General features: G+C 77.6%; 21 protein-coding genes. 9 read left to right on the top strand and 12 right to left on the bottom strand.

What is annotated here, in order from left to right:
- The first annotated feature begins 34 nt into the window (after positions 1-34).
- A complete protein-coding gene (locus HH311_RS19645; protein WP_169185384.1) occupies positions 35-775 on the top strand; it encodes a pentapeptide repeat-containing protein in 741 nt (246 codons plus the stop codon).
- Positions 776-836: 61 nt separating this feature from the next.
- Here the strand turns inward: HH311_RS19645 and HH311_RS19640 are convergent, their stop codons facing one another.
- The 4 genes from HH311_RS19640 to recC all read right to left on the bottom strand — a co-directional run bounded on the left by HH311_RS19640 (position 837) and on the right by recC (position 9,839).
- Positions 837-1,130 carry a hypothetical protein gene (locus HH311_RS19640; protein WP_169185383.1) on the bottom strand — a complete coding sequence of 98 codons (294 nt, stop codon included), beginning with the start codon at positions 1,128-1,130 and terminating at the stop codon, positions 837-839.
- Positions 1,131-1,198: 68 nt separating this feature from the next.
- Positions 1,199-3,109 carry an exodeoxyribonuclease V subunit alpha gene (recD, locus tag HH311_RS19635; protein WP_169185382.1) on the bottom strand — a complete coding sequence of 637 codons (1,911 nt, stop codon included), beginning with the start codon at positions 3,107-3,109 and terminating at the stop codon, positions 1,199-1,201.
- A complete protein-coding gene (locus tag HH311_RS19630) occupies positions 3,106-6,498 on the bottom strand; it encodes a UvrD-helicase domain-containing protein (protein ID WP_169185381.1) in 3,393 nt (1,130 codons plus the stop codon). The genes recD and HH311_RS19630 overlap by 4 nt, the downstream gene beginning before the upstream one ends.
- The gene (gene recC, locus HH311_RS19625) at positions 6,495-9,839 is read right to left on the bottom strand and encodes an exodeoxyribonuclease V subunit gamma (RefSeq protein ID WP_169185380.1); all 3,345 of its coding nucleotides are present in this window, start codon (positions 9,837-9,839) and stop codon (positions 6,495-6,497) included. The genes HH311_RS19630 and recC overlap by 4 nt, the downstream gene beginning before the upstream one ends.
- Positions 9,840-9,942: 103 nt before the next feature.
- On the opposite strand from recC, the gene HH311_RS33425 reads away from it, so the two are divergent.
- The gene (locus tag HH311_RS33425; RefSeq protein WP_169185379.1) at positions 9,943-10,404 is read left to right on the top strand and encodes a DUF3293 domain-containing protein; all 462 of its coding nucleotides are present in this window, start codon (positions 9,943-9,945) and stop codon (positions 10,402-10,404) included.
- Between the two features lie 5 nt (positions 10,405-10,409).
- Here HH311_RS33425 and HH311_RS19615 read toward each other — a convergent pair whose 3' ends face one another.
- The gene (locus HH311_RS19615; protein ID WP_169185378.1) at positions 10,410-10,895 is read right to left on the bottom strand and encodes a hypothetical protein; all 486 of its coding nucleotides are present in this window, start codon (positions 10,893-10,895) and stop codon (positions 10,410-10,412) included.
- 108 nt (positions 10,896-11,003) lie between these two features.
- A complete protein-coding gene (locus HH311_RS19610; protein ID WP_169185377.1) occupies positions 11,004-11,660 on the bottom strand; it encodes a hypothetical protein in 657 nt (218 codons plus the stop codon).
- Positions 11,661-11,696: 36 nt separating this feature from the next.
- Between HH311_RS19610 and HH311_RS19605 the strand changes: the two genes are divergently transcribed.
- Positions 11,697-12,119: a nitroreductase family deazaflavin-dependent oxidoreductase gene (locus HH311_RS19605; protein WP_169185376.1), complete on the top strand. Its 423-nt coding sequence runs from the start codon at positions 11,697-11,699 to the stop codon at positions 12,117-12,119.
- Between the two features lie 208 nt (positions 12,120-12,327).
- Complete coding sequence (locus tag HH311_RS19600) at positions 12,328-13,065, top strand: L,D-transpeptidase (protein ID WP_312030254.1); 738 nt, start codon at positions 12,328-12,330, stop codon at positions 13,063-13,065.
- Here HH311_RS19600 and HH311_RS19595 read toward each other — a convergent pair.
- The 5 genes from HH311_RS19595 to HH311_RS19575 form a co-directional block, all read right to left on the bottom strand.
- The gene (locus HH311_RS19595; RefSeq protein WP_312030253.1) at positions 13,062-13,832 is read right to left on the bottom strand and encodes an FAD:protein FMN transferase; all 771 of its coding nucleotides are present in this window, start codon (positions 13,830-13,832) and stop codon (positions 13,062-13,064) included. The two genes, HH311_RS19600 and HH311_RS19595, sit on opposite strands and share 4 nt — an antisense overlap.
- Positions 13,829-14,365 (bottom strand): FMN-binding protein, encoded by a 537-nt coding sequence (locus HH311_RS19590; protein ID WP_169185375.1) that lies wholly within the window; start codon positions 14,363-14,365, stop codon positions 13,829-13,831. The genes HH311_RS19595 and HH311_RS19590 overlap by 4 nt, the downstream gene beginning before the upstream one ends.
- 5 nt (positions 14,366-14,370) lie before the next feature.
- On the bottom strand, positions 14,371-15,786 hold the full coding sequence (locus HH311_RS19585) for a ferric reductase-like transmembrane domain-containing protein (protein ID WP_169185374.1): 1,416 nt from the start codon (positions 15,784-15,786) through the stop codon (positions 14,371-14,373).
- Positions 15,787-15,888: 102 nt separating this feature from the next.
- Positions 15,889-16,521, bottom strand: a complete 633-nt coding sequence (locus HH311_RS19580; RefSeq protein ID WP_312030252.1) for a DUF427 domain-containing protein — start codon at positions 16,519-16,521, stop codon at positions 15,889-15,891.
- A gap of 88 nt (positions 16,522-16,609) precedes the next feature.
- Complete coding sequence (locus HH311_RS19575; RefSeq protein ID WP_169185372.1) at positions 16,610-17,890, bottom strand: cytochrome P450; 1,281 nt, start codon at positions 17,888-17,890, stop codon at positions 16,610-16,612.
- A gap of 203 nt (positions 17,891-18,093) precedes the next feature.
- Between HH311_RS19575 and HH311_RS33420 the strand changes: the two genes are divergently transcribed.
- A complete protein-coding gene (locus tag HH311_RS33420; protein WP_169185371.1) occupies positions 18,094-19,080 on the top strand; it encodes an EcsC family protein in 987 nt (328 codons plus the stop codon).
- 95 nt (positions 19,081-19,175) lie between these two features.
- Positions 19,176-20,003 (top strand): hypothetical protein, encoded by an 828-nt coding sequence (locus HH311_RS19565; protein ID WP_169185370.1) that lies wholly within the window; start codon positions 19,176-19,178, stop codon positions 20,001-20,003.
- Between the two features lie 10 nt (positions 20,004-20,013).
- On the opposite strand, the gene HH311_RS19560 is transcribed toward HH311_RS19565, so the two are convergent.
- Entirely contained in the window at positions 20,014-21,909 is a 1,896-nt protein-coding gene (locus HH311_RS19560; RefSeq protein ID WP_169185369.1) for a hypothetical protein, read from the bottom strand.
- 145 nt (positions 21,910-22,054) lie between these two features.
- Here HH311_RS19560 and HH311_RS19555 point away from each other — a divergent pair, with 145 nt between their 5' ends.
- The 3 genes from HH311_RS19555 to soxR all read left to right on the top strand — a co-directional run bounded on the left by HH311_RS19555 (position 22,055) and on the right by soxR (position 24,450).
- On the top strand, positions 22,055-23,245 hold the full coding sequence (locus HH311_RS19555; RefSeq protein ID WP_169185368.1) for a DUF2786 domain-containing protein: 1,191 nt from the start codon (positions 22,055-22,057) through the stop codon (positions 23,243-23,245).
- 30 nt (positions 23,246-23,275) lie between these two features.
- The gene (locus HH311_RS19550) at positions 23,276-23,704 is read left to right on the top strand and encodes a hypothetical protein (protein ID WP_169185367.1); all 429 of its coding nucleotides are present in this window, start codon (positions 23,276-23,278) and stop codon (positions 23,702-23,704) included.
- Positions 23,705-24,009: 305 nt separating this feature from the next.
- Positions 24,010-24,450 carry a redox-sensitive transcriptional activator SoxR gene (gene soxR / locus HH311_RS19545; protein WP_169185366.1) on the top strand — a complete coding sequence of 147 codons (441 nt, stop codon included), beginning with the start codon at positions 24,010-24,012 and terminating at the stop codon, positions 24,448-24,450.
- The last annotated feature ends 1 nt before the right edge of the window (position 24,451 follow it).

The following is a 24,451-nucleotide window of genomic DNA, read 5'->3' as shown; positions in this document are numbered from 1 at the left end:
ACGGCCCGGGCCCGCCGGTGCCAGGGTGGACGCCGTGACAGCGACGCAGCCGGGCGCCGAGGAGGTCGCGGCCCTGCTGGCGGCGGGCGAGCCGGTCGAGGACGCGGACCTGTCCGGCCTCGACCTGCGTGTCCTGCTCGACGGGCGACGCGACCCCGTCCTGCGGCGCTGCACCGCTGACGAGCCGGACCTGCACGGCGCCGACCTCACCGGCCTCACCCTCGAGGGGTGCCACTTCCCCGGCGCCGACCTGCGCGGCACGACCCTCGACCGGGCCCGCGTGCGCGGTGGCTCGCTGGCCGGCGCGATCGTGGTCGACGCCGATCTGACCGACGCCGTCTTCGAGGCCACCGACCTCTCGCGGCTCCGCCTCACCGGCTCGCTGCTCACCGAGACCCGGTTCACCGACTGCCGCATGATCGGCGCCGACCTGTCGGGGGTGCGCGGGCTCGCCGTCACCTACCGCCTCGACGGGTCGAACCTCGGGCTCGCGAACCTGCAGGACGTGGTCTGGCGCGGCGTGGTGCTGCGGGGGCTGGACCTCTCGGAGGCCGACCTGCGGGGCGCCGACCTGCGCGACGCCACGCTCGTGGGGTGCACGCTGCGCGACGTCGACCTCGCCCACACCCGCCTGACCGGCGCGGACCTGCGCGGCGCCGACCTCGGCGAGCTCACCGAGGACGCCCCGCGCACGCTGCGGGGCGCCGTCGTCAGCGAGTCGCAGGCCGCCGACGTGTGCCGGGCGCTGGGGCTGGTCGTCGGGCCAGGTGGCTGACGCCCCGTGAGCACTAAGTGTCGCTATACCGACATTTTGTGCTCACGAGGCCGCAGGCCACCTAGTGGGCCGCGGCGGTCCCGGACGACGTCGCGGAGTCGGACCGCGCCGCCGCGGCCGCACCCCGGCGCTTGCGCCCGAGCACGTACAGCGTGATCGCCGCCGACACGATGGTCACCACCGCGAAGACGATGCCGAGCACGAGCTCGTCGATCACCGCGATGAAGACGACCGTGACGAACAGCGACAGGATCGTGCCGATGATGCCGATCCCGGCGTTGAGCTTCAGCTCGCTCTGCTTCTCGGGCGAGCTGTCCGGCAGCGCCGACGGGTTGCGGGCCTGGGAGGGGTCCATGGCTGGATAGATACCCGACGCGCCCCCCGACAGTCACCGCCCCCCGCCGAACGTCACCTCCCCCGGCGTCACGGCACCCGGCGCGCGAACCCCGAGGCACGGCTGACCGGACGCTCCACCGCCGCCCGGACCGCCTCGGCGGACCCCACCACGCGCACCCCAGTCCGGGCCCGGGTCACCGCGGTGTAGAGCAGCTCCCGGGTCAGCAGCGGCGACTCCGGCGGCGGGAGCAGCACGCTAACCCGGGCGTACTGGCTTCCCTGCGCGCGGTGGACCGTCATCGCGTGCACCGTCTGGACCCCGGACAGCAGGGCGGGCGAGCGCTGCAGCGGCGTCCCGCCCCGGCTGAACACCGCGACGGGCCGGGTGCCGCCTCCGGGCGTGGGGAGCTCGACGACGACGCCGGTGTCGCCGTTGTAGAGCCCCAGGTCGTAGTCGTTGGCGGTGACGAGCAGCGGACGACCCGGCCACCACTCGGCGCCGGCCGCGCGGTCGGGGTCGACCAGCACGTCGCCGTCCTCGTCCGCCCGGTCCAGCCACCGCTCCACCTGCGCGGCCCACCGCGACACGCCGTAGGGGCCGCGCCGGTGCGCGCACAGCAGTCGGTGCTCCTCGGCCTGCTCGAGCGCGGTGTCCGCGTCGCCGGTCCGGGCGGCCGCCGCGACCTCCCGCGCGCCGCTGACGACCTCCTCGCGCAGCCCCTCCAGACCGGCCGGCTCCCGCTCGGTGAGCGCCGCGGCGTCGTCGTACTCCACGAACTCCAGCGAGGCCGCACCACGCAGCCGCTCGAGGGCGGCGTCGGCGTCCCCGGCCCGGATGGCCGCGGCGAGGGCGGCGATGTCGGCGTTGTTGCGGTAGTTGCGGTCGAGCCGCACGACGCCGTTGGCCGCGGGCCGGGACGTGCAGCCCGCGGCGTCGAGGGCCGCGCCGAGGACGTCGTCGCGCGCCGCGGCGCCGGCCAGGTCGGGTGCCGACACCAGGTCGCCCAGCACGGCACCGGCCTCCACCGAGGCCAGCTGGTCCGGGTCGCCCACGAACACCACGCGGGCGTCGTCGCGCACCGCCTCGAGCAGCCGCGCCATCAGGGTCAGCGACACCATCGAGGTCTCGTCCACCACGACGACGTCGTGCGGGAGCCGGCGGTGCCGGTCGTGCCGGAACCGGGACGACGTGTCCGCGCGCGGGCCGAGCAGGCGGTGGATCGTGGAGGCCTCGGGCGTACCCACCCGCGCCCGGTCGGCGTCGGGCAGCCGTTCCTCGCCGATGGCCTCGCCGAGCCGGGCGGCGGCCTTGCCGGTGGGGGCCGCGAGGGCGATCCGCAGCCCGGGGTCCTGGTCGCGCAGCACGGCGAGCAGGCGGGCCACCGTCGTCGTCTTCCCGGTGCCGGGGCCGCCGGCGACGACCGCGGTCCACCGCAGCGTCGCGACCGCGCAGGCCAGGCGCTGGTGGTCGTCCGCCCCGACGTCGCCGAACAGCCGGTCCAGGGCGGCCCGCAGCCGTGCGGGGTCGACCGACGGCGGCGCCGCCACCGACCGGGCCGTGAGGTCGTCGCGGACCTGGTCCTCCTGACGCCGGTACCGGTCGAGCCAGAGCAGGCCGTCGTCGAGGCGCAGCGGGCCGCCCGGCGCGGTCAACGGGCTCGCCGCCAGGGCCGCCGCCCACCCGGCCGGCTCGGGCCAGGGGAGGTCGTCGGTCGGGACGAGCGCGTCGTCCTCGCCGAGGACGCGGCGGTCGACGTCGGCGAGCTCCAGGCACACCGACCCGGAGCGCAGCGCCCGCACCGTGAGCGCCGCCGCGAGCAGGACCTCCTCGTCGGTCTCGCCGCCGAGGCGCCCGAGCCGGCGGGCGACCGCGACGTCGGACGGGGCGAGCACCCCGCGGGCGCCGAAGGTCGCGAGCAGGCCGGTGGCGCGCACGGCCAGCCGGAGGCCGTCCTCGGCGGCCAGGGCCGCGCGGGTGGTCGGGTCGAGGATCGTCACGCGGGCCCCCCGGCGAGGAGATCGGACAGGGCGACGGTGAGCGCGGGCGGCGGGGACCACCGGAAGACCCCGCAGGTGGTGCCGTCGAGGACGGGCGTGTCCGGCCCGCACATCCCGCGCAGGAACAGGTAGGCGACGCCGCCGAGGTGGCGGTCCGGGCGGTACGACGGGAGCCGCCAGCGCAGGAACCGGTGCAGCGCGACCCCGTAGAGCAGCGCCTGCAGCGGGTAGTGCGCCCGGATCATCGCGGTGGTCATCTGTGCCGGGCCGTAGTGCGCGCTGGTCAGGGCGTCGCCCGCCCCGCCGGCACCCTCCACGGGGGCCGGCCCGAGCCAGTTGGTCTTGTGGTCGACGATGACGAACCGGCCGTCCGGGGTGCGCAGGACGGCGTCGATGCTGCCGGTGAGGTAGCCGCGCAGGACCTGCCCGGCCAGGGTCTCCAGCACCTCGGGGTAGCCGGCCAGCGGGTCGTCGGGCGGCAGGTGGTCGCGCAGCAGCGCCGCCGCCCGCCCGAGCGTCACCGTCTCCCGCGACCCCGGCCGGTCGCCGCCCGCCAGGGGGAGCTCGAAGTCGAGCTCGGCGAGCCGGTCGCCCGGGGCGATGTCGGCGTAGGCCCAGCCGTCCCGCTCGACCGGGGTCCGCACCACCGGCTCCAGCGCGGCCGCGAGCTCGACCGCGGTCACCCCCGCGAGCGGGCGGCGGGCCAGGTGCTCGGCGGCGGCCTCGGTGAGGGCCGCGCCGAGGTCGGCCGACGCGGTGTCGACGGTCTCAAGCACGGAGTGCACCAGCACCCCGAAGGCCGGCCCGAGCGGGAGGTCGGCCATCGGGGAGGGCAGGGCGGTGGTGTCGGCCGGGTCGACCTCGAGGTCGGCCTCGTCGGTGACCGTCGCCTCCTCGGGCTCCGACGTGGCCGGGTCGGGCAGGCCCGGCAGCCCGGACGGCACGCCGTGGGCATGGGCGTCGGCGGTCAGCGAGGAGTACGACGACCGCCGCCACGCGAGGTCGAGCTCCCGGTCGAAGCAGGCCACGCCGAGACCCCCGTGCTCGACGGCGGGCGGCACGTACGGCAGCGGCGTGCGCGTCTCGACCGGCTCGACGGCGAGGTGGGGCCCGGCCAGCGCCGCGAGCTCCGCGGACACGGTGGTGTCGTCGGTGAGGATCACGCTGGGGTGCGGTTCGACGCCGGGCCCCGCCCGCCCGCGCAGCACGCGGTTGAGCGCCGAGGGCGCGGTCTGCGACGACGGGGCCCACCACGCCACGACCTGGCCCTGCGCGCGGGTGAGCGCCACGTAGAGCAGCCGGAGGTCCTCGCCGTCGTCCTCGATGCGCTGCAGCCGGGTGTGCTCGCCCCACGCCGGGTCGCCGGGCCCGCCGACCGCCCGGACCCGGCGGCCCGCGGCGTCGTGGTGGAGCACCTCGCGGGGCTCGCCGGGGACCCAGCGGTCCCACCCGAAGGGCACGTACACCACCGGGAACTCCAGGCCCTTGCACTTGTGCACGGTGAGGATCTGGACGGCGTCGTCGTCGGACTCCAGGCGCCGGGTCCGCTCCGGGCGCGCCTCGCCCCGCCGGGCCTCGCTCTCCACGATCCGCAGCCGCAGCCACTCGGTGATCGCGACGACCCCCAGCCGGTGCTCGGCGGCCTCGGCGTGCAGCACCTGCCCGACGTGGCGCACGTCGGTGAGCAGCCGCTCGCCCCCGAGGGTGCCGAGCACCCGGCGGACCAGGTCGTGGCGCGCCGAGACGGCCTCGAGCATGGCGGCGACCCCGCGGTCGCGCAGGACCGCGGCCCACCGGCGCAGGTCCTCGCCGACCTCGGCCAGCACACCGTCCGGGTCGGCGTCGAGCTCGGCCGCCCGCTTCCCGACGAAGCAGGTCAGCGCCGCCGCCCGGACCCGGACGACGCGGCCCGGCTGCTCGAGGGCCTCCAGCAGCGCCAGCCACTCCCGGGCGGCCTCGGTGGCGAACACGCTGGCGGCGCCACCCAGCACGGCGGGGACGCCGGACCCGGCGAGCGCGTCGCGGACCAGGTCGGCCTGGGCGTTGGTGCGTACGAGCACCGCGAGGTGCCCCGGCGAGAGCGGCGCGCCCTCCCACGTCGCGTGGGAGGCGAGCAGCGCGGTGACGTCGGCGGTGAGGTCGGCCGCGACCCGCGCCCGGGCCGGCCCGATCTCGGGCAGGCCGGTGCGCCAGTTCGCCCGCAGCCCGGCCCGCGGCACGACCCGCAGCCGGAACGGCGTGGCGTCCGGCGCCCCGGCGAGCCGGGGGCCCTCGTGCGCGGCGGCGACCGGGTGGACCACGATCCGCTCGTCGCCGAGCGCGGCGCCGCCGAACACGGTGTCGAGGGCGGCGAGCAGGCCGGCGTCGCTGCGGTGGTTCGTCGCGAGCGTCGCCCGCGTCCCGGCGCTCGACGCGGCCGCGAGGTAGGAGACGACGTCGGCGCCCCGGAAGGCGTAGATCGCCTGCTTGGGGTCGCCGATCACGGTGAGGGTGGAGTGCCCGTGGAAGGCCACGCGCAGGATGTCCCACTGCGTGGGGTCGGTGTCCTGGAACTCGTCGACCAGCACCACCCGGTAGCGCTGCCGGAGCCGGGCGCAGGCGGCCCCGCCGAGCCGGGGGTCGACGAGCGCCGCGTGCAGCCGGGTGAGCATGTCGTCGAAGGTGTAGAGCCGCCGGGTCCGCTTGCGCCGGTCGACCTCGTCGCGCACGGCCGCCGCGAACCGGGCCCGCGCGTCCGCCTCGCCGGTGGTGGCGCCGGGCGCCGGGGCGATGACCGCGGTGGGGTCGGCGACGGCGGCCCGCCCGAGCGCGAGCGCGGTGGTCCGGTCGAACGGCGGCGCGGGCGCGTGGTCGGGCGCGTAGGCGCGGACGTAGAAGTCGTCGACGACCTCGGCGACCACGTCGTCGATCTGCTCGACGAACCGCGCGTCGGCGTCGGTGTCCCCGGCCACGCCCAGTCCCGCGAGCATGTCCTGGCAGAACTGGTGGGTGGTGGCGATGGTCGCCTCGTCGAAGTGCGCCAGGGCGTGCGCGAGGCGACGACGACGGCGGGTGCGCTCGGCGTCGTCGACCACCCCGGCCCCGACGACGAGCGCGGTGACCGGGTCGGTGCCCGGCTCGGTCCCCGGCTCGTCGGCGGCGAGCGCCCGCTCGACCGCGACGAGGCGCTCCCGGACCCGTTCCCGCAGCTCGCGGGTGGCCTCGCGGCCGAAGGTGACGAGCATGAGCGCGGAGAGCGGCACCCCCGCCTCCGCCACGTAGCGGGCCGCGAGCGCGGCGATCGTGTAGGTCTTCCCCGTCCCCGCACTGGCCTCCAGCACGGTGGTGCCCTGCGGCAAGCGGCCGAGGACGTCGAACGGGGTCACGGCCTCGGCGGTCGGGGCGCTCACCGGTAGTGCTCCTCGCGCCCGGACTCCGCCTCGCGCAGCGGGCGCCACAGCCGCACCGCGAGCTCCCCGAACCGTGTCGACTCGCCCCCGGCGTCGGGCCCGGCGCCGGTGGGGGCGCCGGCGACGTCGTCGAGCGGGCGGTCCCGGCCCCACACCAGGACGTGCGCCGGGTCGCGCCCGTCGCCCCAGTCGGCCGACCAGGAGCGCCGTGCCGCGTCGAAGGCCTGCCGGGTCGTTCTGCGCGGGCGGTCGGCGACGTAGCGCTCGGAGGCCTTCGCGAAGAGCGGGAGGGGTTCGCGCAGGCCCTCGGCGCGCAGCGCGACCAGGTCGGTCAGCGCCGCCCGGGCCCGCTCGGGGTCGATCCGCGGGATCACCGCGGCCGCCGTGGGCTCCTCGCGGCCGCCCTTCCCGATCGTGGTCGCCGACCACGGCTGGTCCGGGTAGGCCACCGCGAGCGCGAGCACCTGGACCCACGCGGCCGCCCGGTGCTTCGCCGCGAGGCGGGCGAACGACACCGACGCGAGCGTGGTGCCCCGCACCCCCGGCACCGTCCCCACGACCGTCGTGCCGTCGTCGAGGGCCGCGGCGACCGTGAGGTCGTGGGCGGGGGTCTCCCACAGCGGCGCCGCCGCCAGCCGGATCTTCTCGGCCTGCTGGCCGACCCGGCGCAGCAGCGCGACCCCGAGCGCGCCCGGCGGGAGGCTGCCGCGCCGGCGCTCCGCCTCCATGCACGCCGACACGTCGTGCCCCGCGAGCCGGTCGGCGAGCAGCCGCTTGCCGATCTTGTACACCTCGAGGCCGTCCGGGTCGACCGGCAGCGCCTCGTCGGGCTCCTCCTCCTCGCCGCGGGCGACGAGCGACAGCCGCTGCCGCAGGAATGCCCGCACCGGGTGCTCGACGAAGCGCACCAGGTCGGCCAGGTCGACGTCGGTCGGTGCTGCGCCGTCCCGGGGGTGCGCCGGCAGCGGGCCGTCGAGGAACCGCGGCGGGGTCGCCCGCCCCGCGACCAGCGCCCGGGCCCCGGCGAGCTGGGCGGCGTCGAAGCTGAACGGGCGGCCGGCCCGGGTCGAGAAGTTCCGCGGCGCGAACGGCTGCAGCGGGTGGTGGCGGACGACGTGCTCGCGGGCCGGCCGGCCGCCGACGGTGGCCGTGGCGTCGAGGGTGTCGAGCAGCTCGCCGATCGGGACGGCGGGCGGGCGGGGCGCGTTGGTGCGCTCGTCGGCGCCGGAGTGCACGACGACGAGGCGCTCGGTGGCGGCGAGGACCGCGTCGAGGAGCAGCTGGCGGTCCTCGGCGGCGGCGTCGCGCTCGCCGACGCACGGGTCGCGCGCGAGCACGTCGTCGCCGTCGGTGGCGGTCTCACGGGGGAACACCTGGTCGTCGAGGCCGAGCAGGCACACCACCCGGTGGGGGACGCTGCGCATCGGCAGCAGCGTGGCGACGGTGAGCGTGCCGGTGCGGAAGTTCGCGCGGGTGGGCCGCCCCGCGAGGTGGTCGGCGAGCACGGCGCGGACGTCGTGGAGGGTGAGCAGCGGGTCGGGGGCGCCGGCGCCGGCGCCGCGCACCTCGGCGAGCACGGCGCGGGTCTGGGTGAGCTGCCAGACCTCCGACGGCGGGGTGGCGGTGAGGGCGTCGACCGCGAGCGTCAGCGCGTCGAGCCAGGTGCCGAGGGGCTGCTCGCCGCGCATCGGGTGGAGCACCTCGCCGACCCGGTCGACGAGCTCGGCGAGCCGGCCCACGAGGTCGGCGTCGCGGGAGTCGACCTCGTCGAGGGGCAGCGCGGTGTCGAGCCACACCTGCTCGTCGCCCGACATCGCGACGCCGACGAGCAGCCGGTCGAGGCCGCGCTCCCACGTGTTCTCCGCGACGCCCCCCAGCCGGTAGGAGGCCCGGTGCTCGCGGTCGAGCCCCCAGCGGACCCCCGCCCGCGCCACGAGCGTGCGCAGGCGCTCGAGGTCGTCGTCGTCGAACCGGAAGCGGCGCCGGACCGGCTCGGACTCCGCGAGGTCGAGCAGCTCGCTCGCGGACAACCGCGCGTCGGCGAGGTCGAGCACCGTCCCGAGCACGCCCAGCAGCGGGTTGACCTGGGTGAGCGCGCGGTCGGCCAGCCGGACCGCCAGCCGGTGGCCGGGGTGGCCGGCGGTCCCGTCGGAGCCGTCGGACCCGCCGGCCCCGAACGCCGCGGTGATCAGCGGGGCGAACGTCTCGACGTCGGGGCACATGACGACCACGTCGCGCGGCTCGAGCGTGGGGTCGTCCGCCAGCAGGCCCAGCACCGCCTCGCGCAGCACCTCCACCTGCCGGTCGGGCCCGTGGCAGGAGTGCACGACGACGCTCTCGTCCGGCGGGATCTCGGTGGGCACCGGCGCGTGGTCGCGCCGGAGGTCGTCCTGGAGGCGCTCCAGCAGCGTCGTCGGGGGGTGTCCGGGCGCGGGGTGGTGGACGTCGGTGGCGCCGGCGGGCAGACGCAGCTGCAGCTCGCGGGCGTCGCGCGCGAGCGAGCGCAGCAGGGGGTGCGCCGCCGCGTCCGCCGTCGGGTCGGCGGCGCGGCGGGGGCTGCCGACCGGGCCGGCCCCGGCCACCGCGTCCCACAGCGCGGGCGAGGGGTGCGGCAACCAGAGGTGGACCTCGCGGGTGCGGGCGAGCGCCTCGAGGACCTCGAGGTGGGCGGTGGCGAGCCGCGTGGGCCCGAACAGCGACACGCGCCCGGGGAGGTCGCCGCCGCCGCGGGCGACGACCTCGCAGTGCTCCGGCAGCGTCTCGCCGGGACCGGGGACCGCCACCCGGTCGCGCAGCCGGCGCCACAGCTCGGGCTGCCACCGCAGGTCGGGCGGCACCTCGCCCCCCGCGCCGTCCTCGTCCTCCTTCGCGGCCCAGGCCCGCAGCATCGCGGGGCGGTGCTCGCCGTAGGCGTCGAAGAGCCGCGCCAGGTGGCGGGCGGCGGCGAAGCGCCGGCCGGCGCGGGTCCCGGAGGCGTCGCCGACCAGCCCGAGGTAGGTGCCCAGCGGCGCGCACCAGTCCTCGCCGGCGCACTCGTCGACCACCGCGAGCAGCGGCCACACCAGCCGCTCGGGCCGCCACGGGTCGTCCTCCGCGCGGCCCCGGGCCCGGGCCACGAGCTCGGCCGGCGGCGGGAACTCGACCCGGGCGCACACCCCGTCCTCGCCCGGGCCGGCGCCGAGGCGGTGCGCCAGGCGCTGGGCGAGCCAGCGCTCCACCCCGCGGGTCGGCACGGCGACGACGTCCGCGGCGAACGGGTCCGCCGGCGGGACCGCGAGCACCTCGGCCAGCGCCTCGGCGAGCCGGTCGGCCCGCTCGGCGCGGTGCACGTGGAGCGTCACGCCGCCACCCCCCGCTCGCTCTTCCGTCCCCTCTGCCCGGCACGCTAGACGCGCCCTCCGACAGCGTGGGCCGCCCCCCGCCGCCGCACCGTGGAGGCGCGCCGTGCCCGACCCGTCCGGTCCCCCGCCGCGCGACGAGCGCCTCGCGGGCTACCGGCGCGCGCAGGTGGTGTTCACCCGGCCCGACGGCGGCCGCCTCACCGTGCGGCCCGCCGCCCGGCCGGGGCCGTACCCCTGCGGGGCGTCCCCGGTGCACGTGCTCACCGCGCACAACCCGGGCCCCGAGCGTCCCGGCGACGCCGAGAACCGCCGGCGGCAGCGGGCGCTGGAGGCCGACCTCGCCGCGGCGGGCCTCACCGTCGTCCGGGCGGTGGCGTCCGCGCCGGACGGCACGCACGCCGAGGAGTCGGCCGCCGTCGTCGGGTGGGACGACGCCGCCGCGCTCGCGCTGGCGCGCCGCCACGGCCAGGACGCGCTCTTCCGGTGGTCAGCGGAGGCGTGGGAGGTGGTGCCGTGCGACGGCGGCCCGCCGCTGCGGTCGGGCTGGACGGTCGAGCGGGGGTAGCCGCGTCAAGGGCAGCCGGACGACACCCTGACCCGCCACCAGCCGGCGAGCCGCCCGACCACCCCGAGCACCGGCCTGACCTGCCACCGGCAGCAGCCGGGCAGGCCCAGGTCGTCGGTGGTGAGGCGGACGCCGCGGTGGGCGGCCGGGTCGGCGTACATCGCGTCGAGCAGGGCGCGGGCCCGCTCCTGCGCCTCCGCCCGGCGGGCCGCGGCCTCGCGGACGCGCCCCAGGCTCGCGAGGAGGCCGTCCCGCACGGTCTCGAGCTCCCCGAGGTCGAGCAGCCGCGCCACGTCGCCGGTGCCGGCCGCGCCGCCCGCGGCCGCGAGCGTCTCCGGCGCCCACGACGCCTGCAGCGCCTGACGGAGCTCCTCGTGCAGCGCCGTCACCTGCTCGCGCAGGCCGCGCCGGGCGGCGAGCGTCTCGGGCGTGTCGAGGGCCGGGAGCAGCAGTTCGGCGGCCCGGTGGGCACGCTCCTCGATGGCGGTCATCGCTCCCCCGTCACGTCGGCCCGGATCCCGCTCCGCCCGGATCTCACCCAGCGGCCGCCGAGTCTGCGGGGTCGGGCCCGGTCGCGCCAGTGCCGGCCGGCCCGGGGCTCAGGTCCCGGAGAGGTAGCGCGCGGCGCGCCACACCGCCTCGCTGACCTCCCAGCTGGCCACGCCCGGCACCCTCACCGCGTAGAGGACCGCCTCGCGGGTGCGCCGGCCCGCGGCCAGCGCCGCCGGGGGGTCCCCGGCGGCGGGTGCCACCGGCCCGTCGGGATCCGCGACGACGAGCGCCCCGGCGGGCAGCGCCTCGCCGCGCCCCTCGTGCGCCCACCGCTCCCCCGCGACGGCGGGGCGCAGGCTCCACGGGCCGCGGGTGCGGCGGCCGTCGAGCACCCCGAGCGGCACCCCGACCTCGGCCAGGACGGCGAGCCGGACGTCGTGGCAGGGGTGCTCGGGCAGCAGGGCGCCGGTGACGACGACCTCGCGCGCGTCCCGCTCGAGGGCCGTCGGGGGCTGCGTCGGGTCGAGGCCGACCTGGCGCTCGAAGGCGAGGTAGGCCGGGTCGAGGAGGCGGCCGGCCCGCTCGCGGATCCGGTCGGCCGCGCGGAAGGTCCCGGACAGGCGCCCGAGCCGCTCGCGCCCGGCGGCGTCGGCGCCCGGCGCGACCGTCGCCGTCGCGGTCCACAGCTCGATCTCCCCGAGCTCGGCGCGGACCGTGGGGTCGACGGTCCCGGCGACGACCTCACCCTCGCGCGGCGCGGTCACGGTGCCTCCCGCGGCCCGGAGGAGTTGACTGGGCCCGTGAGCGACTGGAACCAGCAGATCATCGAGGAGTTCCGTTCCCACGGCGGGCACGTCGGCGGGCAGTTCGAGGGCGCACCGCTGCTCCTCCTGCACCACGTCGGCCGCCGCAGCGGCACCGAGCGCCTCGCCCCGGTCATGTACCAGGCCGTGGACGACGGTTGGGCGGTCTTCGCGTCCAAGGCGGGTGCCCCGGACAATCCGGACTGGTACCACAACCTGCTCGCGAACCCCGAGGTGTCGATCGAGCTCGGCGACGGCGAGCGCATCGAGACCGTCCCGGTACGCGCCCGTGACCTCCCCGCGACCGAGCGCGATCCGGTGTGGGAGACGCAGAAGGAGCGGTACCCCGGGTTCGCCGACTACGAGCGCAAGACGTCCCGGACGATCCCGGTCGTGCTGCTGGAACGTCGTCCCGCCTGACCGAGGGGCCCGCTCGGCGCGCGCTGCCACCCCTGACCGGCCATCCGATCACGGTCCTGGCTACCGTGAGGGTCGACAGAGGCACGGTCCGGGGTCGCGGGAGGAAGGAGACGTCGCCATCGCGCCACGCCACTCCGCCCGCTCGGCGCGGGAGCGGACCCACCGCTCCCCCGCCCGGCAGCTGGCCCTGGAGCCCCGCCCCGCCGGTGTGCGCCGCCCGCCGGCGCCCCGGCGCCCGTCCCCGGCCGAGGGACGCGCCGGCGGCCCGTCCGACGGTCGGTCCGCGCCCCGCCCGGTCGCGGGCACCCGGTCGCCGTCGGCCGCGCTCGCCCGCCGGGAGCCGCCGCGCCGGCCCGCCGCGAGCCGCGAGCCGCGCCGGCGGACCGGGCTCGTGCTGGTGCTCGCGCTCGGCGTGCTCCTCGCCATGGGCACCGTGCTGGTGGCGTTCTCGGGCGGCAGGGCCGGCGCGCCCCCGGCCGCGGCCGCGCCGAACCCGGCGGCGGCACCCGCGGCCGCCGTCGTGCACCCCGCGGCGGGCCCGGCCCGGCCCGCGGCGCTGACCCAGGCGGAGCTCGCCCGCTGCCCCGCCGAGTCGGTGGCGTGCGTGGACCTCGCCGCCCACACCGCGTGGCTGCAGCGCGACGGCGAGGTCCTGACGGGGCCGGTGGAGATGCTCCCGGGCGCGGACACGTTCAAGCGCCCGCCCGGTCCCGACTCGTCCGCCACCCCGACCGGCTCGTTCCACGTCCTGCGCAAGGACAAGGACGGGTACTCCACGGAGTTCCACGAGCCGATGAACCACGCGGTGTACTTCGCGCCCGGCGGCATCGCCTTCCACGAGGGCAGCCTCACCACCTCGTCGAACGGCTGCATCCACCTCTCGGCCGCGGACGCGACGACGTTCTTCGACACGCTGCGCATCGGCGACGGGGTCACGGTCTTCTAGGTCGTGGTGACCGTGGTGGTGGTGCCGTCGGCCCACACGACCAGGCCGCTGCGCCCGACCCGCTGCCCGAGCCACTGCGCGGCGCGGGCGCCCAGGGCGTAGGCGGCGGTGGCGTCGATGTCGGCGTCGGTCAGCGACGCCGCCACCACCGTCACCTGCGCGACGCTGCCCGGGACGGCCCCGGTGCGGGCGTCCACCACGTGCGGCCCGCGGTGCGCGGCCCCGGAGGTCGCCACCGCGCCGTCGGTGATCTCCACGGTGGCCAGCACCCGGGCGGGGTCGTGGGGGTCCTCGATCCCGACCCGCCACGGCTGCCCCGAGCGTGACCGGCACACCATGTCCCCGCCCGCGGAGACACACGAGTCGGTGCCGGGCATGGCGTGCAGCGCGGCGGCGGCCCGCTCGAGCGCCCACCCCTTGACCACCCCGCTCGGGTCGAGCACCGGGTGGGCGTCGGGTCCGGGGCGCCACACCGAGAACGCGCCGTCGCTGGCCCGGGCGGCGCGGGCGCCGAGCGCGAGGACCTCCGCCACGTCGCGCGGGGCGTCGGCGACGGCGAGCTCGCCGCGGCGGATCGCGGCGACGACCGAGTCGTCCCGGTAGGTGCTGAACACCCGGTCGGTCTCGCGCAGGCTCGCCAGCACCGCCGCCCACGCGGCGTCGGCCTCGTCGTCGTCGGTGTGGAGGCCGCGCAGCGCCAGGCTGACCGGCATCCCCATCACGTGCTCCACCCGCCGCGCCACGCGCTCGGCGGCGGGAACGGTCACGTCGTGCCAGCCCGGTCCAGCGCGGCCTGCAGCGACTGCACGTAGCCCGTCGAGGTGAAGGTCGCCCCGCTGACCATGTCGATCCGGGCGCTCTGGACCTGCAGGGTCTCGGAGACCAGCTGCGGGACGGCCGCGGCGTTGATCTGGCGGTCGCGGGCGTTCTCGTCGGGGTGGCGGAGCACGTCGACGGCCGTGATCCGTCCCTGCCGCAGCGTCGCCCGGACCTGGACCTGACCCCACTTGACCTGCACCACCGGCCCGGTGACCGTTCCCGACCACCCCGGGCGACCGGACGGCGCCTCGCCGGATCCGGCGCCGGACCCGGCGGCGGGGACGGCGGCCGGCACGGCCGCGGCCGCGGTCGCCCCGGTCCCCGAGGAGCCGGCGTCCGCCGCGGCGTTGCCCGCGGCGTCCGGGAGCTCCGCGGACGTGGAGGTGCGGTAGGAGAAGAGCAGGACGACCGCGCCGAGGGTGGTCAGCCCGCACAGCGCGATCCGGCGGGTGCCGCGGTCGAGGCGCGAGCGGGCCGTCACCGGGCTCACCACCCGAACGCCTCGACGTGGACGCGGTCGGCCGGGGTGCCCGCCGCGAGGAGCGTGCGCTGCACGAGGTCGGTCCACGGGGTGGGTCCGCAGAGGTAGACGTCGCGCTCGGCGATGTCGGGCACCCGCCCCCGCAGCACGGCCACGTCGTCGTCCGGGCCCGCCCCGGGCCCGAACCAGGAGTCCGGCGCCCGGCGGCGGCCGGGCAGCGGGACGAGCGTGACCCGTCGGCTCCGCGCGAGCACCGCGAACTCCCGGGCGAACAGCGGCGGCCCGGTGAAGCGGTGCAGCACGACGACGTCGGCCGCGTCGGCCGCGAGCTCCTCGGCCAGCGCGCGGATCGGGGTGATGCCGACCCCGGCCCCGATCAGCGCGACCCCCGGCCGGGTGCGGGCGCGCGCCGTGAGCCGGCCGAAGGGGCCCTCGATGAGCACCTTGGTGCCGGGCCGCAGGCCGGGGACCTCCGCCGTGCCGTCGCCGAGGTCCTTGACCGTGATCCGCAGGCTGCGACCGTCCGGGGCCGCGGACAGCGAGTACGGGTGGGCGCGCATCCACCCCGTGCCGGTGAGGAACCGCCAGGTCAGGAACTGCCCGGCGCGGACGTCGAGCTCCCCCAGGTACTCGCCGGTCAGGTAGACCGACACGCAGCCGTCGCCCTCTCCCACCACCGAGGTGACGACGAGGCGGTGGTGCAGCGTGCGGTAGAGCGGCGCGCCCACCCGCCACACCAGCACCGCGCCCGCGGCCAGCGCCCACGCGGTCCACCAGAACACCGTGCGCGCGGTCGAGGCCAGGAACTCCTGCCCGGTCCAGAGCTGGTGGGGCAGCGCCAGCCCGACCCCCAGGTACGCGTACAGGTGCACCAGGTGCCACGACTCGTAGCGCAACCGCACCCGGGCCGCGCGGAGGCTGGTCACCGTGACCAGGACCAGGCAGGCCGTGCCGGCCGCGGCGAGCAGCATGCCCGGGTAGGTCACCGTGAGGTCCCACAGCTCGCCCGGGGCGGCCGCGAGATCGCCCGCCGCGTAGCCCCAGGTGATGAGCCCGACGTGGGCGATCATCCCGGTGAACGACGTGAACCCCACCAGCCCGTGCAGGACCGCGAGCCGGTCCTGCCCGAAGGCCCGCTCGAACGGCGGCACCCGGGCCATGAGCAGGACCTGCACCAGCATGAGCAGCGAGGCGAGCACCCCGGTCAGCCGGCCCAGCGACATCAGCCCGGTCGCCCAGCCGCCCAGGTCGGCGAGCCCGCCGCCGGTGGCCCAGGACAGGACGATGACGGCGATCGCCGCGGCGAGGACCGTCCGGCACGCGGTGCGCACGGCGCGGTCCCGCAGCGCCGCCGGGGCGGGCGCGACCCCCCGGTCGGCACCGCGGCGGGGGTCGACGGCGCGCTCGGCGAGAGCGGTCACGGGCCACCTCCGGGCGGGTCCGCCGGCGCCGGACGGCGCAGGCGTCGCGATCGTGACACCGGGCCCGCGTCGGCCGTGGCCGTTTGGACAAACCCGTGGCCGTCAGGTCCCCGGCACCTCGAAGTGGGTGCGGGCCCGGTCCTGGGGCACGCCGTCGAGGCGCAGGTCGACCTTCTCGGTCCACACCGCGGCCAGCCCGGCGACCTTCTGGCTCTCCGCCACGGGGGCGCGGTACGTCCAGAACAGGTCCGGGTGCCAGGTGCCGTCGGGGAGCTCGACCGACCAGTAGGTGGCGGTGCCCTTGTACGGGCAGCGGGTCACGGTGTCGGACGGGCGGAGCAGGTCGAGCCGCAGGTCGGGCAGGGGGAGGTAGAACCGGGGCGGCAGGCGGGTCTCGAAGAGCACCGTCGGGCGGGTGGAGTCGGCGAGCACCACGCCGTCGACGGCCACCTCGACGTGCCGCGAGCTCGCGAGCGCGTCGATGCGGACGTACGGGTCCCGCGGGTGGACCTCGACCGGCTCGTCCTCCTCGAACCACTGGTCCATCGCGGACCACTCGACGCGCACGAGGTCGGTGGGCCGTCCGTCCACGTCCAGCACGAGCCGCCGCACGGCCGTCGTCGGGAGCGCGTCGAGGTCCACGTCGGCGACGGGCAGGTGGTAGGTCGGGTAGTACGGCCACTCCCACACGAGCACGGGCGCGAGGGTGTCGACGACGACCCGTCCCCCGAGCACCGCCCGGACCCGCTTGAGGTGGCCTTCGGCCCTGTGAGCAGAAAGTGTCGTCATAGCGACAGTTTCTGCTCACGAGCGCGAAGCGCACCTATTCCGGCGTGAACGCCACCTGCTGCCGCTTCACCCCGCGGATGAAGTTGGTGCCGAGGAGCTCGGGCTCGGCGGTGACGTGGATGTCGGGCACGCGGGTGAGGATCTGGCGGAAGAGCGCCCGCAGCATCGTCTTGGCCAGCTGGTTGCCCAGGCAGTAGTGGGTGCCGCCGCCGCCGAACCCGACGTGGGGGTTCGGGCTGCGGGCGAGGTCGAACGCGCCCGGGTCGTCGAAGACGTCGGCGTCGCGGTTGCCCGAGGAGTAGAACATCACGACCTTGTCGCCCTCGCGGATCGCGCGCCCGCCCAGCTCGGTGTCGGTCACCGCGGTCCGCCGGAACGTCATGACCGGGCTGGCGTAGCGGACGAACTCCTCGACGGCCGTGCCGATCCGCTCGTCGAGGTCGGCCGCGAGCCAGTCCCGCTGGTCGGGGTTCTCGGTGAAGTGCTTGATCGTCAGCGTCGAGGTGTGCTTCGTCGTGTCGTTGCCCGCCACCGCGAGCAGCACGAAGAAGGCGCCGATCTCGGAGTCGGTCAGGTGCTGGCCGTCGACCTCCGCCTCGATGAGGCCGGTGAACAGGTCCTCGCCCGGGTCCTGCCGGCGCTCGGCCACGATCTCGGCGGCGATCCGGTGCAGCTTCTGCGCCGCCTCGAGCTGGACCTGCGACGGGTCCCGGCCCGCGAGGTGCTCCGGGTCGGCCCACGACACGATCTCCTGGGCCGCGGCCGCCGTCTCCTCCTGGAGGTGCTCGGGCACCCCGAACATCGCGGAGAACATCCGCAGCGGCAGCCGGCCCGCGCACCGCTCGACGAACTCGATCTCGCCCGAGGGCTCGCCGGCGAAGGAGTCGACGACCTCCTGCGCGGCCTGCTCCACCTGCTCGGAGATCCGCTGGATCCGCTTCGGGGTGAACGCCTTCTGGACGAGCTTGCGCAGGCCGTTGTGGCGCGGGTTGTCCATCGCCAGGAACGACTGCGTCATCTCGAGGAACTCCGGCGGCAGCTGGTCGAACAGCACGCCCTGCCCGGAGACGAAGACGTCGTTGCCGGTGCTGACCGTCGCGATGTCCTCGTGCCGCACGACCGCCCAGTAGCCCGGGTCCTCCGGGTCCGGAGCCACGGCGTTCTCGACGGGGCGCTGCCAGGACACCGGATCCTCGCGACGGAGCCGGGCGAAGGTCTCCTCGCGCTCCTCGGCCGTCGCGTCCCAGAACTCCTGTCCCGAGATGTCGATGGCGGAGTACTCGCGTCCGGAGGCGGGGCTGGTCTGCACGGACATCGGCGTCTCCTCTGGGGGTCGTCGGCGTGCCCCTCCTGTGCACCGGCTCACCGCGCCGACAAACCCGGGCTGCCCCCAAGGGGGCACCGAAGCACCCCCGACGTCGGACGGGCCGCCCTGGCATCGGCGGATCGAGACGATCACCGCGTCCGGGACCTGGTCGGCGCGCGCGGCGCACGGCGGGGTGTGGGTACCTTCCCGGCGTGACGGCGACGAGCAGCGCGGCTGACGCGGCGACCCTGCGCACCGGCGACGCCGAGCAGTGGCGCGAGGTGACCGAGTGGAAGGAGCGCATCACCGAGGACGGGGGCGGGGCGCTCGCCCCGCTGCGCGACACCGTCGGCGAGGTGCGCTCGTTCGTGCAGGGCGGGCTGCGGCGCGTCCCCGGCGTGGCCCAGCTCGACGACGTCGTCCACGACGTCCTGCACCAGCTCGCGGCCGCCGGCGCCGGGGCCGGGGCGGCGACGCTGCGGCGCGAGTCGGTGTTCGCCCGCTACCGGGCGCTCGGGCACGACGTCGCCGACTTCAAGGACATCCGGAAGCTCGACGTCGGGCACGTGCAGGAGGCGATGCCCCGCCTCGACCTCGCGTACCCGGCGGTCGCCGGGCTGCAGGGCGGCACGACGAGCCTGCTCCTGACGACGGGTGCCTCGGCCGCCACGGGCGGCGCGGGCCTGGTCGGGCTCGGCGGGCTGCCGGGGATCGCGGTCATCGTCGGTTCGCTGACCGGCGACGCGCTGCTCACCGTCGCCGCCTGCACCCGCGCGGTCGCGCACGTCGGGGCGTACTACGGCTACGACGTCACCAAGCGCTCCGAGCAGGTCCTGGCGCTCGCGATCCTCGCCGTCGGGCTCTCCTCCGACGCCGACGCGCCCGAGGCGTACGAGGAGGTCGCGTCGCTGATCGCGTCGCGGGAGAAGGACAAGGAGAAGAAGAAGCGCCAGCAGCGCCAGATGCGGCGCCTCGCCCGCGCGGTGCACCAGCGCCTGCTCTCCCAGATCGGGCAGCGCGAGCTCGCCCAGCTCGTGCCGGTGGTCGGCGTCGGGATCGGGGCGGTGCTCTCCGCCCGGCTGCTCGCCCGCGTGGTCGACGCCGCCGAGCACCTGTACCGCGAGCGCTTCCTGCACGAGAAGTACGAGATCCCCTTCTCCGAGGAGCCCCCCGAGGAGATCCTGGCCGAGCTGGGCTGAGCGGGTGACCGCGCGGCCACCGTGACATCGCCGGTTCACCCGCCGTCCACGTCACCTCCACGGCGTCGCCGCGCGCGCTCCGTAGCGTCCGGGACATGTGCGCGGCGGTGGCGCCGGACCCGGTCGTGATGTCCGCCGGGGACGCGCGGGCCTGGGAGGCGGTGCGGCGGTGGCGGTCCGCCGAGCCGCCCGGGTCCGGGTTCTGGGGCCGTGTCTCCTCGCTCGCGCTGTCCGGTCTGCGGTTGCTGCCCGGTGCGGACCTGGTCGACGACGTCGTGGTCGGCGCGGTCGCCGGGCCGCTGCGCGACGCCGGGGTGTGGCTGGGCTGGCTGGTCGCGGGACGCAGCGAGACGGTGGTCGCCGCGCTCGCCGCCGCCGGGCACCCCGTGGCGACCGGCGCGGACCTGCGCCGCCTCGACGTCGAGGACCTGCGGGCGGTCCGGGTGTCGCTCGCCCGGGTCCACGTCGGCGCCGCCGGCCTGCGGGGCGGGCTCACCGGCGCCGCGGCGGGTGCCGCGGCCGGGGCCTCGAGCGCCGCCACCGGCGTCGTGGCCGCCCTGGCCGCCGCCGCGCTGGACACCGTACTCACCGCCGCGACGTGCACGCGGGCCGTGGCGCGGACGGCGATGCACTACGGCTACGACCCGGCCGAGCCGACCGAGCGCGAGTTCGCCCTCGCCGTGCTGGCCGCCGGGCTGTCCCCCGACCCGGCCCGCGCGGTGGTGGGCGAGCCCCGCGTCGCGGTCTCCGGGCACTGCGGGATCGCCCGCGGGCTCCCCGTGCTCGGGGTCGGCCTCGGCGTCGTGCTCTCGACCCGGCAGGTCGCGCGGGTCCTCGAGACCGCCGAGCACCTCTACACCGAGCGGTTCCTGTGCGAGAAGTACGGCGCGGTCGTCGGGGAGCGGCCCGCCGCCGCGTCGTGACCCGGCGGGCTCAGCCGACGGGCAGGACGACCAGGCAGCGGCCGTCGTCGGGGCCGCCGGGCAGGTCGACGACGCGCTCCGGGCGCGGTCCCAGCGCGGCCGGCGGCCCCTCGCCGTCGCGCAGCGGGCCGACGACGACCAGGTCGACGCCGGCGGTGGCGGCGTGCTCCCGCCCGGCCAGCACCGTCGTCGTCGTGACGGGCCCGGGCGCGCGGCGCGCGAGCCAGCCCACCGCCGTGCGGTGCGCCCAGGACGCCGACCAGCGCGCCTCGCGGGGCCCCCAGGTCGCGTCGGAGGTGTCCGCGTCCAGCGCCTCGAGCAGCGCGGGCCAGGCCGCCAGGCGCGCGGCGAGGGAGTCGCTGCGGCGCAGGTCGCGCTGCTCCTCGCGGGCGGCGTCGACGGTGTCGGCCGCCCAGGCGTAGCGCTCGACGTCGAGGCGGAGCAGGGCGGCGAGCGCGGCGCGCAGCTCCGGGGCCTGCGCGGCGGGCGGGGCGACGTCGCCCAGGCGCGCGACGACGTCGCCGAGCTCGCGGCGCGCGAGGTCGGCGCTGGGCCGGGCGGCCAGCCGCCGGCCGGTGGCGACGATCCGCCCGACGGCCACCAGCCCGTCGGTCGGCGGCCGCACGGCCGCGGGCAGGCCACCGAGCAGCACGCGCAGCCGCCCGACCGCCTCCAGCACGTTCCCGATCCGCAGGCAGACCTCCCGCAGCGAGAGCAGCCGGTGCACCAGGAGGGCCCGCTGCTCGGCGGGGCGCAGGGCCCGGCCCAGCCCGGCGAGCGCGGTCGTCATCGCGGCCTCGATCTGGCGCAGCCGCAGGTGGTGCGCGACGGCGGCCGCGCCCTCGGCCGTGGTGGGGTCGACCCGGTTGATCGCCAGCGCCGGCAGCAGGGCCTCGGCGTCGCGCTGCTCCTCGGACTTGAACATCCGCCGCACCGCGCCCCCCTCGTCGAGGAACGCCGCGAACCGCTCGAACACCTCGGCGGCCGCGCCCGGGTCGACGTCCCCGGTGACGCGGACCTGCGCGGTGCCCGCGCCGAGGTCGTGGTCGCCGACCCGCTCGACGTCGCGCGCCGCCCGGGCGACCCGGGACCAGGCCTGGGCCGCCCGGCCCTCGAGGACACCCTCGACGACGCCCTTCGCCCACCGCGCGTCCTCGCCCGTGCGCCCGAGCGCCCCCATCGCGTCGTCGATGCGGCGCAGCACCGGCTCCAGCGCGCTCCCGGCGTCCGGAGGGAGGCACGCGAGGGCGGCGACGAGGGGGCGGACGGCCTCGCGGGCCGGGGACGACGCGGGCCCGACGACGTCGAGCAGCTCGTCGGCGAGCTGCTCCACGTGCGGCTCGGGCGGCAGCTCGGCGGGCGGCGGCAGCACCTGGGCGCGGCGGGCCGGGTCGAGCCGGGGCTCCGGGCCGTGCTCGGCGACGAGCAGGCGGCGCAGGTCGGCGAGCTCGCGGGCGTCCAGCGGCGGTGAGACCGGCTCGTCGTCGGCGGAGTCCGCGCCGGGCGGGCCGAGCAGCACCGTCAGCCACCCGTCGGTCTCGGCGGTGGCCGCGAGCTGCTCGGCGACCTCGTCCTCGGTGCCCGCGAACCCGGGCGCGACGCGGTGGGTCTCCGCCTCCGGCTCGCCGAGCCGCGCCCGCCACGCCGCGGCGTCCGCCGCGCTCGTCGCCGCCACCAGCACCCGGCGCCCCGGGCGGCGCAGGCCGCGCACCAGGGCGGTGCGGGCCTCGTCGTCCTGCCCGGTGACGACGACGCCGCCGGGCCCCTCGCCGAGGCGGGTGAGGACGGTGCGGTGCGGCGCGGGCGGGCGGGGCGCGTGGGTGGTGGCCGCCGCCGCGGAGCCCGAGGGGTCGGGGGACACGTCGCCCGGGGGCTCGGGCGGGTCCTCGCCCGTCAGCTCCGCCATGGCCGTCACCGTGGTCCACCTCCCCGGGTCTCAACGGACCAGCGCCGCCCGCGATTCGGCCCATGTTCACCCGGCGGGCCCGTCCCGAGGGAACCGACGGGGCCCCTGTCGTGTCGAAGCCCACGACGACGATGATCGGAGGGCCATGACCCGGACCACGGACGCGGAGCCGGTCGCACACGCCGCCGCCCTGCTCACCGAGCTCGCGGTCGGGTGCTCGGGCGGCGAGGAGGACGTCGGGCGGGTCCGCGCGGTGCTCGTCGGGCGGTGGGCCGACGCGGTGCTCGACGCCGCCGCCGACCGGGCGCTGCTCGAGACCGTCGACGCGCTGTGGGTCCGGGGGTGGACCCCGCGCGACGCCGTGGAGGTGCTGCGCCGCCGCCTCGGCACCGGTGTGGTGGCGCCGCTCGGGGACGTGCTCGCGGCCGACGCGCGGCGCCGTCCGGCCACCTGGTCGCTGGCGGGCGTCGACGCGACGGTGTGGTGGGACGTCGGGTCCCCGCTGGTCACGCAGTGGCGCACCGGCCGGGGGCTCCCGCACGGCGAGGCGCTGGGGTGGGTCGTGCGGGTGGTCGGCGCAGCGCGGCGGCTCCCGGCGCTGCCCGCCGTCGGGCCCGCGGGTGACGACGGGGCCGGGGGCGCGGACCCCCGCATCCTCGCCCGGGTGCGAGGGCTGCTCGCGAAGGCGGAGTCGACGTCGTTCCCGGAGGAGGCCGAGGCGCTCTCGGCGAAGGCCCAGGAGCTGATGGCCCGGCACGCGCTCGAGCGGGCGGTGGTCGACCCCGCCCCGCGCGGCGGGGCGGCGAGCGCCTCGGTGCGCCGGCTGTGGCTCGACGCGCCGTACACCTCGGCGAAGTCCAGCCTCGTCCACCAGGTCGCCGGCGCGAACCGCTGCCGGGCGGTGAGCCTCGCGGCGCTGGACCTCGTGACGGTGATCGGCTGGCCGACCGATCTCGACACCGTCGAGCTGCTCGTGACGTCCCTGCTGGTGCAGGCCGGGCGGGCGATGGCCGCGGAGGGCTCCCGCGGCTCGCGCACCGGCGGCTCGCGGACCCGCTCCTTCCGGCACGCGTTCCTGCTCTCCTACGCCACCCGGATCGGGGAGCGGCTGCGGGAGGCGGGCGCGACGGCCCAGGAGGAGGCGGTGCGCGAGTCCGACGGCGCCCTGCTCCCGGTGCTCGCGGCGCGGGGGGAGGCGGTGGAGCGCACCACCGCGGAGCTCTTCCCCACGATCACCACCAAGCGGTTCTCGGTCGGCAACGCCGCGGGCTGGCGAGCCGGCCGGGAGGCCGCGGACGCGGCGAGCCTGCACCTCGGCCGGGAGGCGCTGGAGTGAGCCGGCGCCGGGCCCTGTCACGATCGTGGCGTGGGCACCTCGAACCGCGAGCGTCGCGCGGCCAAGCAGCGTCGTCGTGACCAGCGGCGCGGCGTCCCGGCCGACGGTCCGCCGGCGGCGCGGACCGACGTCGGGCGCGGGCTGCCCGCCGAGACGCTGCGGCGGCTGCTGCGCCGCGCCGGCACCGACCTCGCGGCCGGCCACGAGGAGGCCCTCACCGAGCTGCGCCACCTGCTCGCCGAGCACCTCGCCCGCCGTCGGTCCGAGATCCTCACGGCGTGCGACGAGGTCGTCGCCGACCTGGCGCGGCCGGCGGCCGACCCGCCCGGCGTCCCGGCCGGCCTGCTCGCCGCCCTCGGCTCGCCCCGACCCGTCTCGTCGTGGGCGGAGGACGCCCGGGTGAGCACGGAGGACGCGACGCTGGCCACCGTGCACCTCCTCGCGGCGACGCCCGGCTGAGCCCGAGGCGATCCGCGACGCCTTTGCCGGACACGCTCGGCGATCGTCGATCGCCCGGTCGGGTGGTGCCCGGCGGTCGACCGTTCTCCTGACGGGTGTCGGGCCGTTGGCGAGGTGTGGGTACGGGGACGGGCGAGCGCCCCGGGCGCCCACGGGGGGCGACCGCCGGCGACGGCGGCGCGTGCGGTTCGGGGCACCGGGGGGAGCACCGGACCCACGCACGGACGGGAGGGCCGGGCCGTACCGGGTCCGGCCCTCCCGATCCGTCTTGACCTGGACCATGGTCGAGGTCCACGGTCGAGGGCATGACCGCGGCCACTGCCGAGCTGACCGTCGGGGAGGTCTCCCGACGCAGCGGGGTCGCCGTGTCGGCCCTGCACTTCTACGAGCGTGAAGGGCTCATCCAGAGCCGCCGGACGTCCGGCAACCAACGTCGCTTCCGGCGCGAGGTCCTGCGCCGCATCGCGTTCATCCGCATCGCCCAGCGGGTCGGGGTCCCGCTCGCCCAGGTCCGCGAGGCGCTCGACGAGCTCCCCGACTCGCGGACACCGACCCGCGCCGACTGGGAGGCCCTCTCACAGGCCTGGCGGGCCGAGCTCGACGACCGCATCCGCCGGCTGCAGCAGCTGCGCGACGACTTCTCCGGCTGCATCGGCTGCGGCTGCCTCTCGCTGGACCGGTGCACGATGTTCAACGCGGGCGACCGGCTCGGCGAGGAGGGCCCGGGGCCGCGCCGGCTGGCGTGAG

Source organism: Actinomycetospora sp. TBRC 11914 (assembly GCF_012933465.1).
Classification (GTDB): Bacteria; Actinomycetota; Actinomycetes; order Mycobacteriales; family Pseudonocardiaceae; genus Actinomycetospora.
Note: the sequence above shows the minus strand (reverse complement) of the source record. Positions and strands in the feature narration are given on the sequence as shown.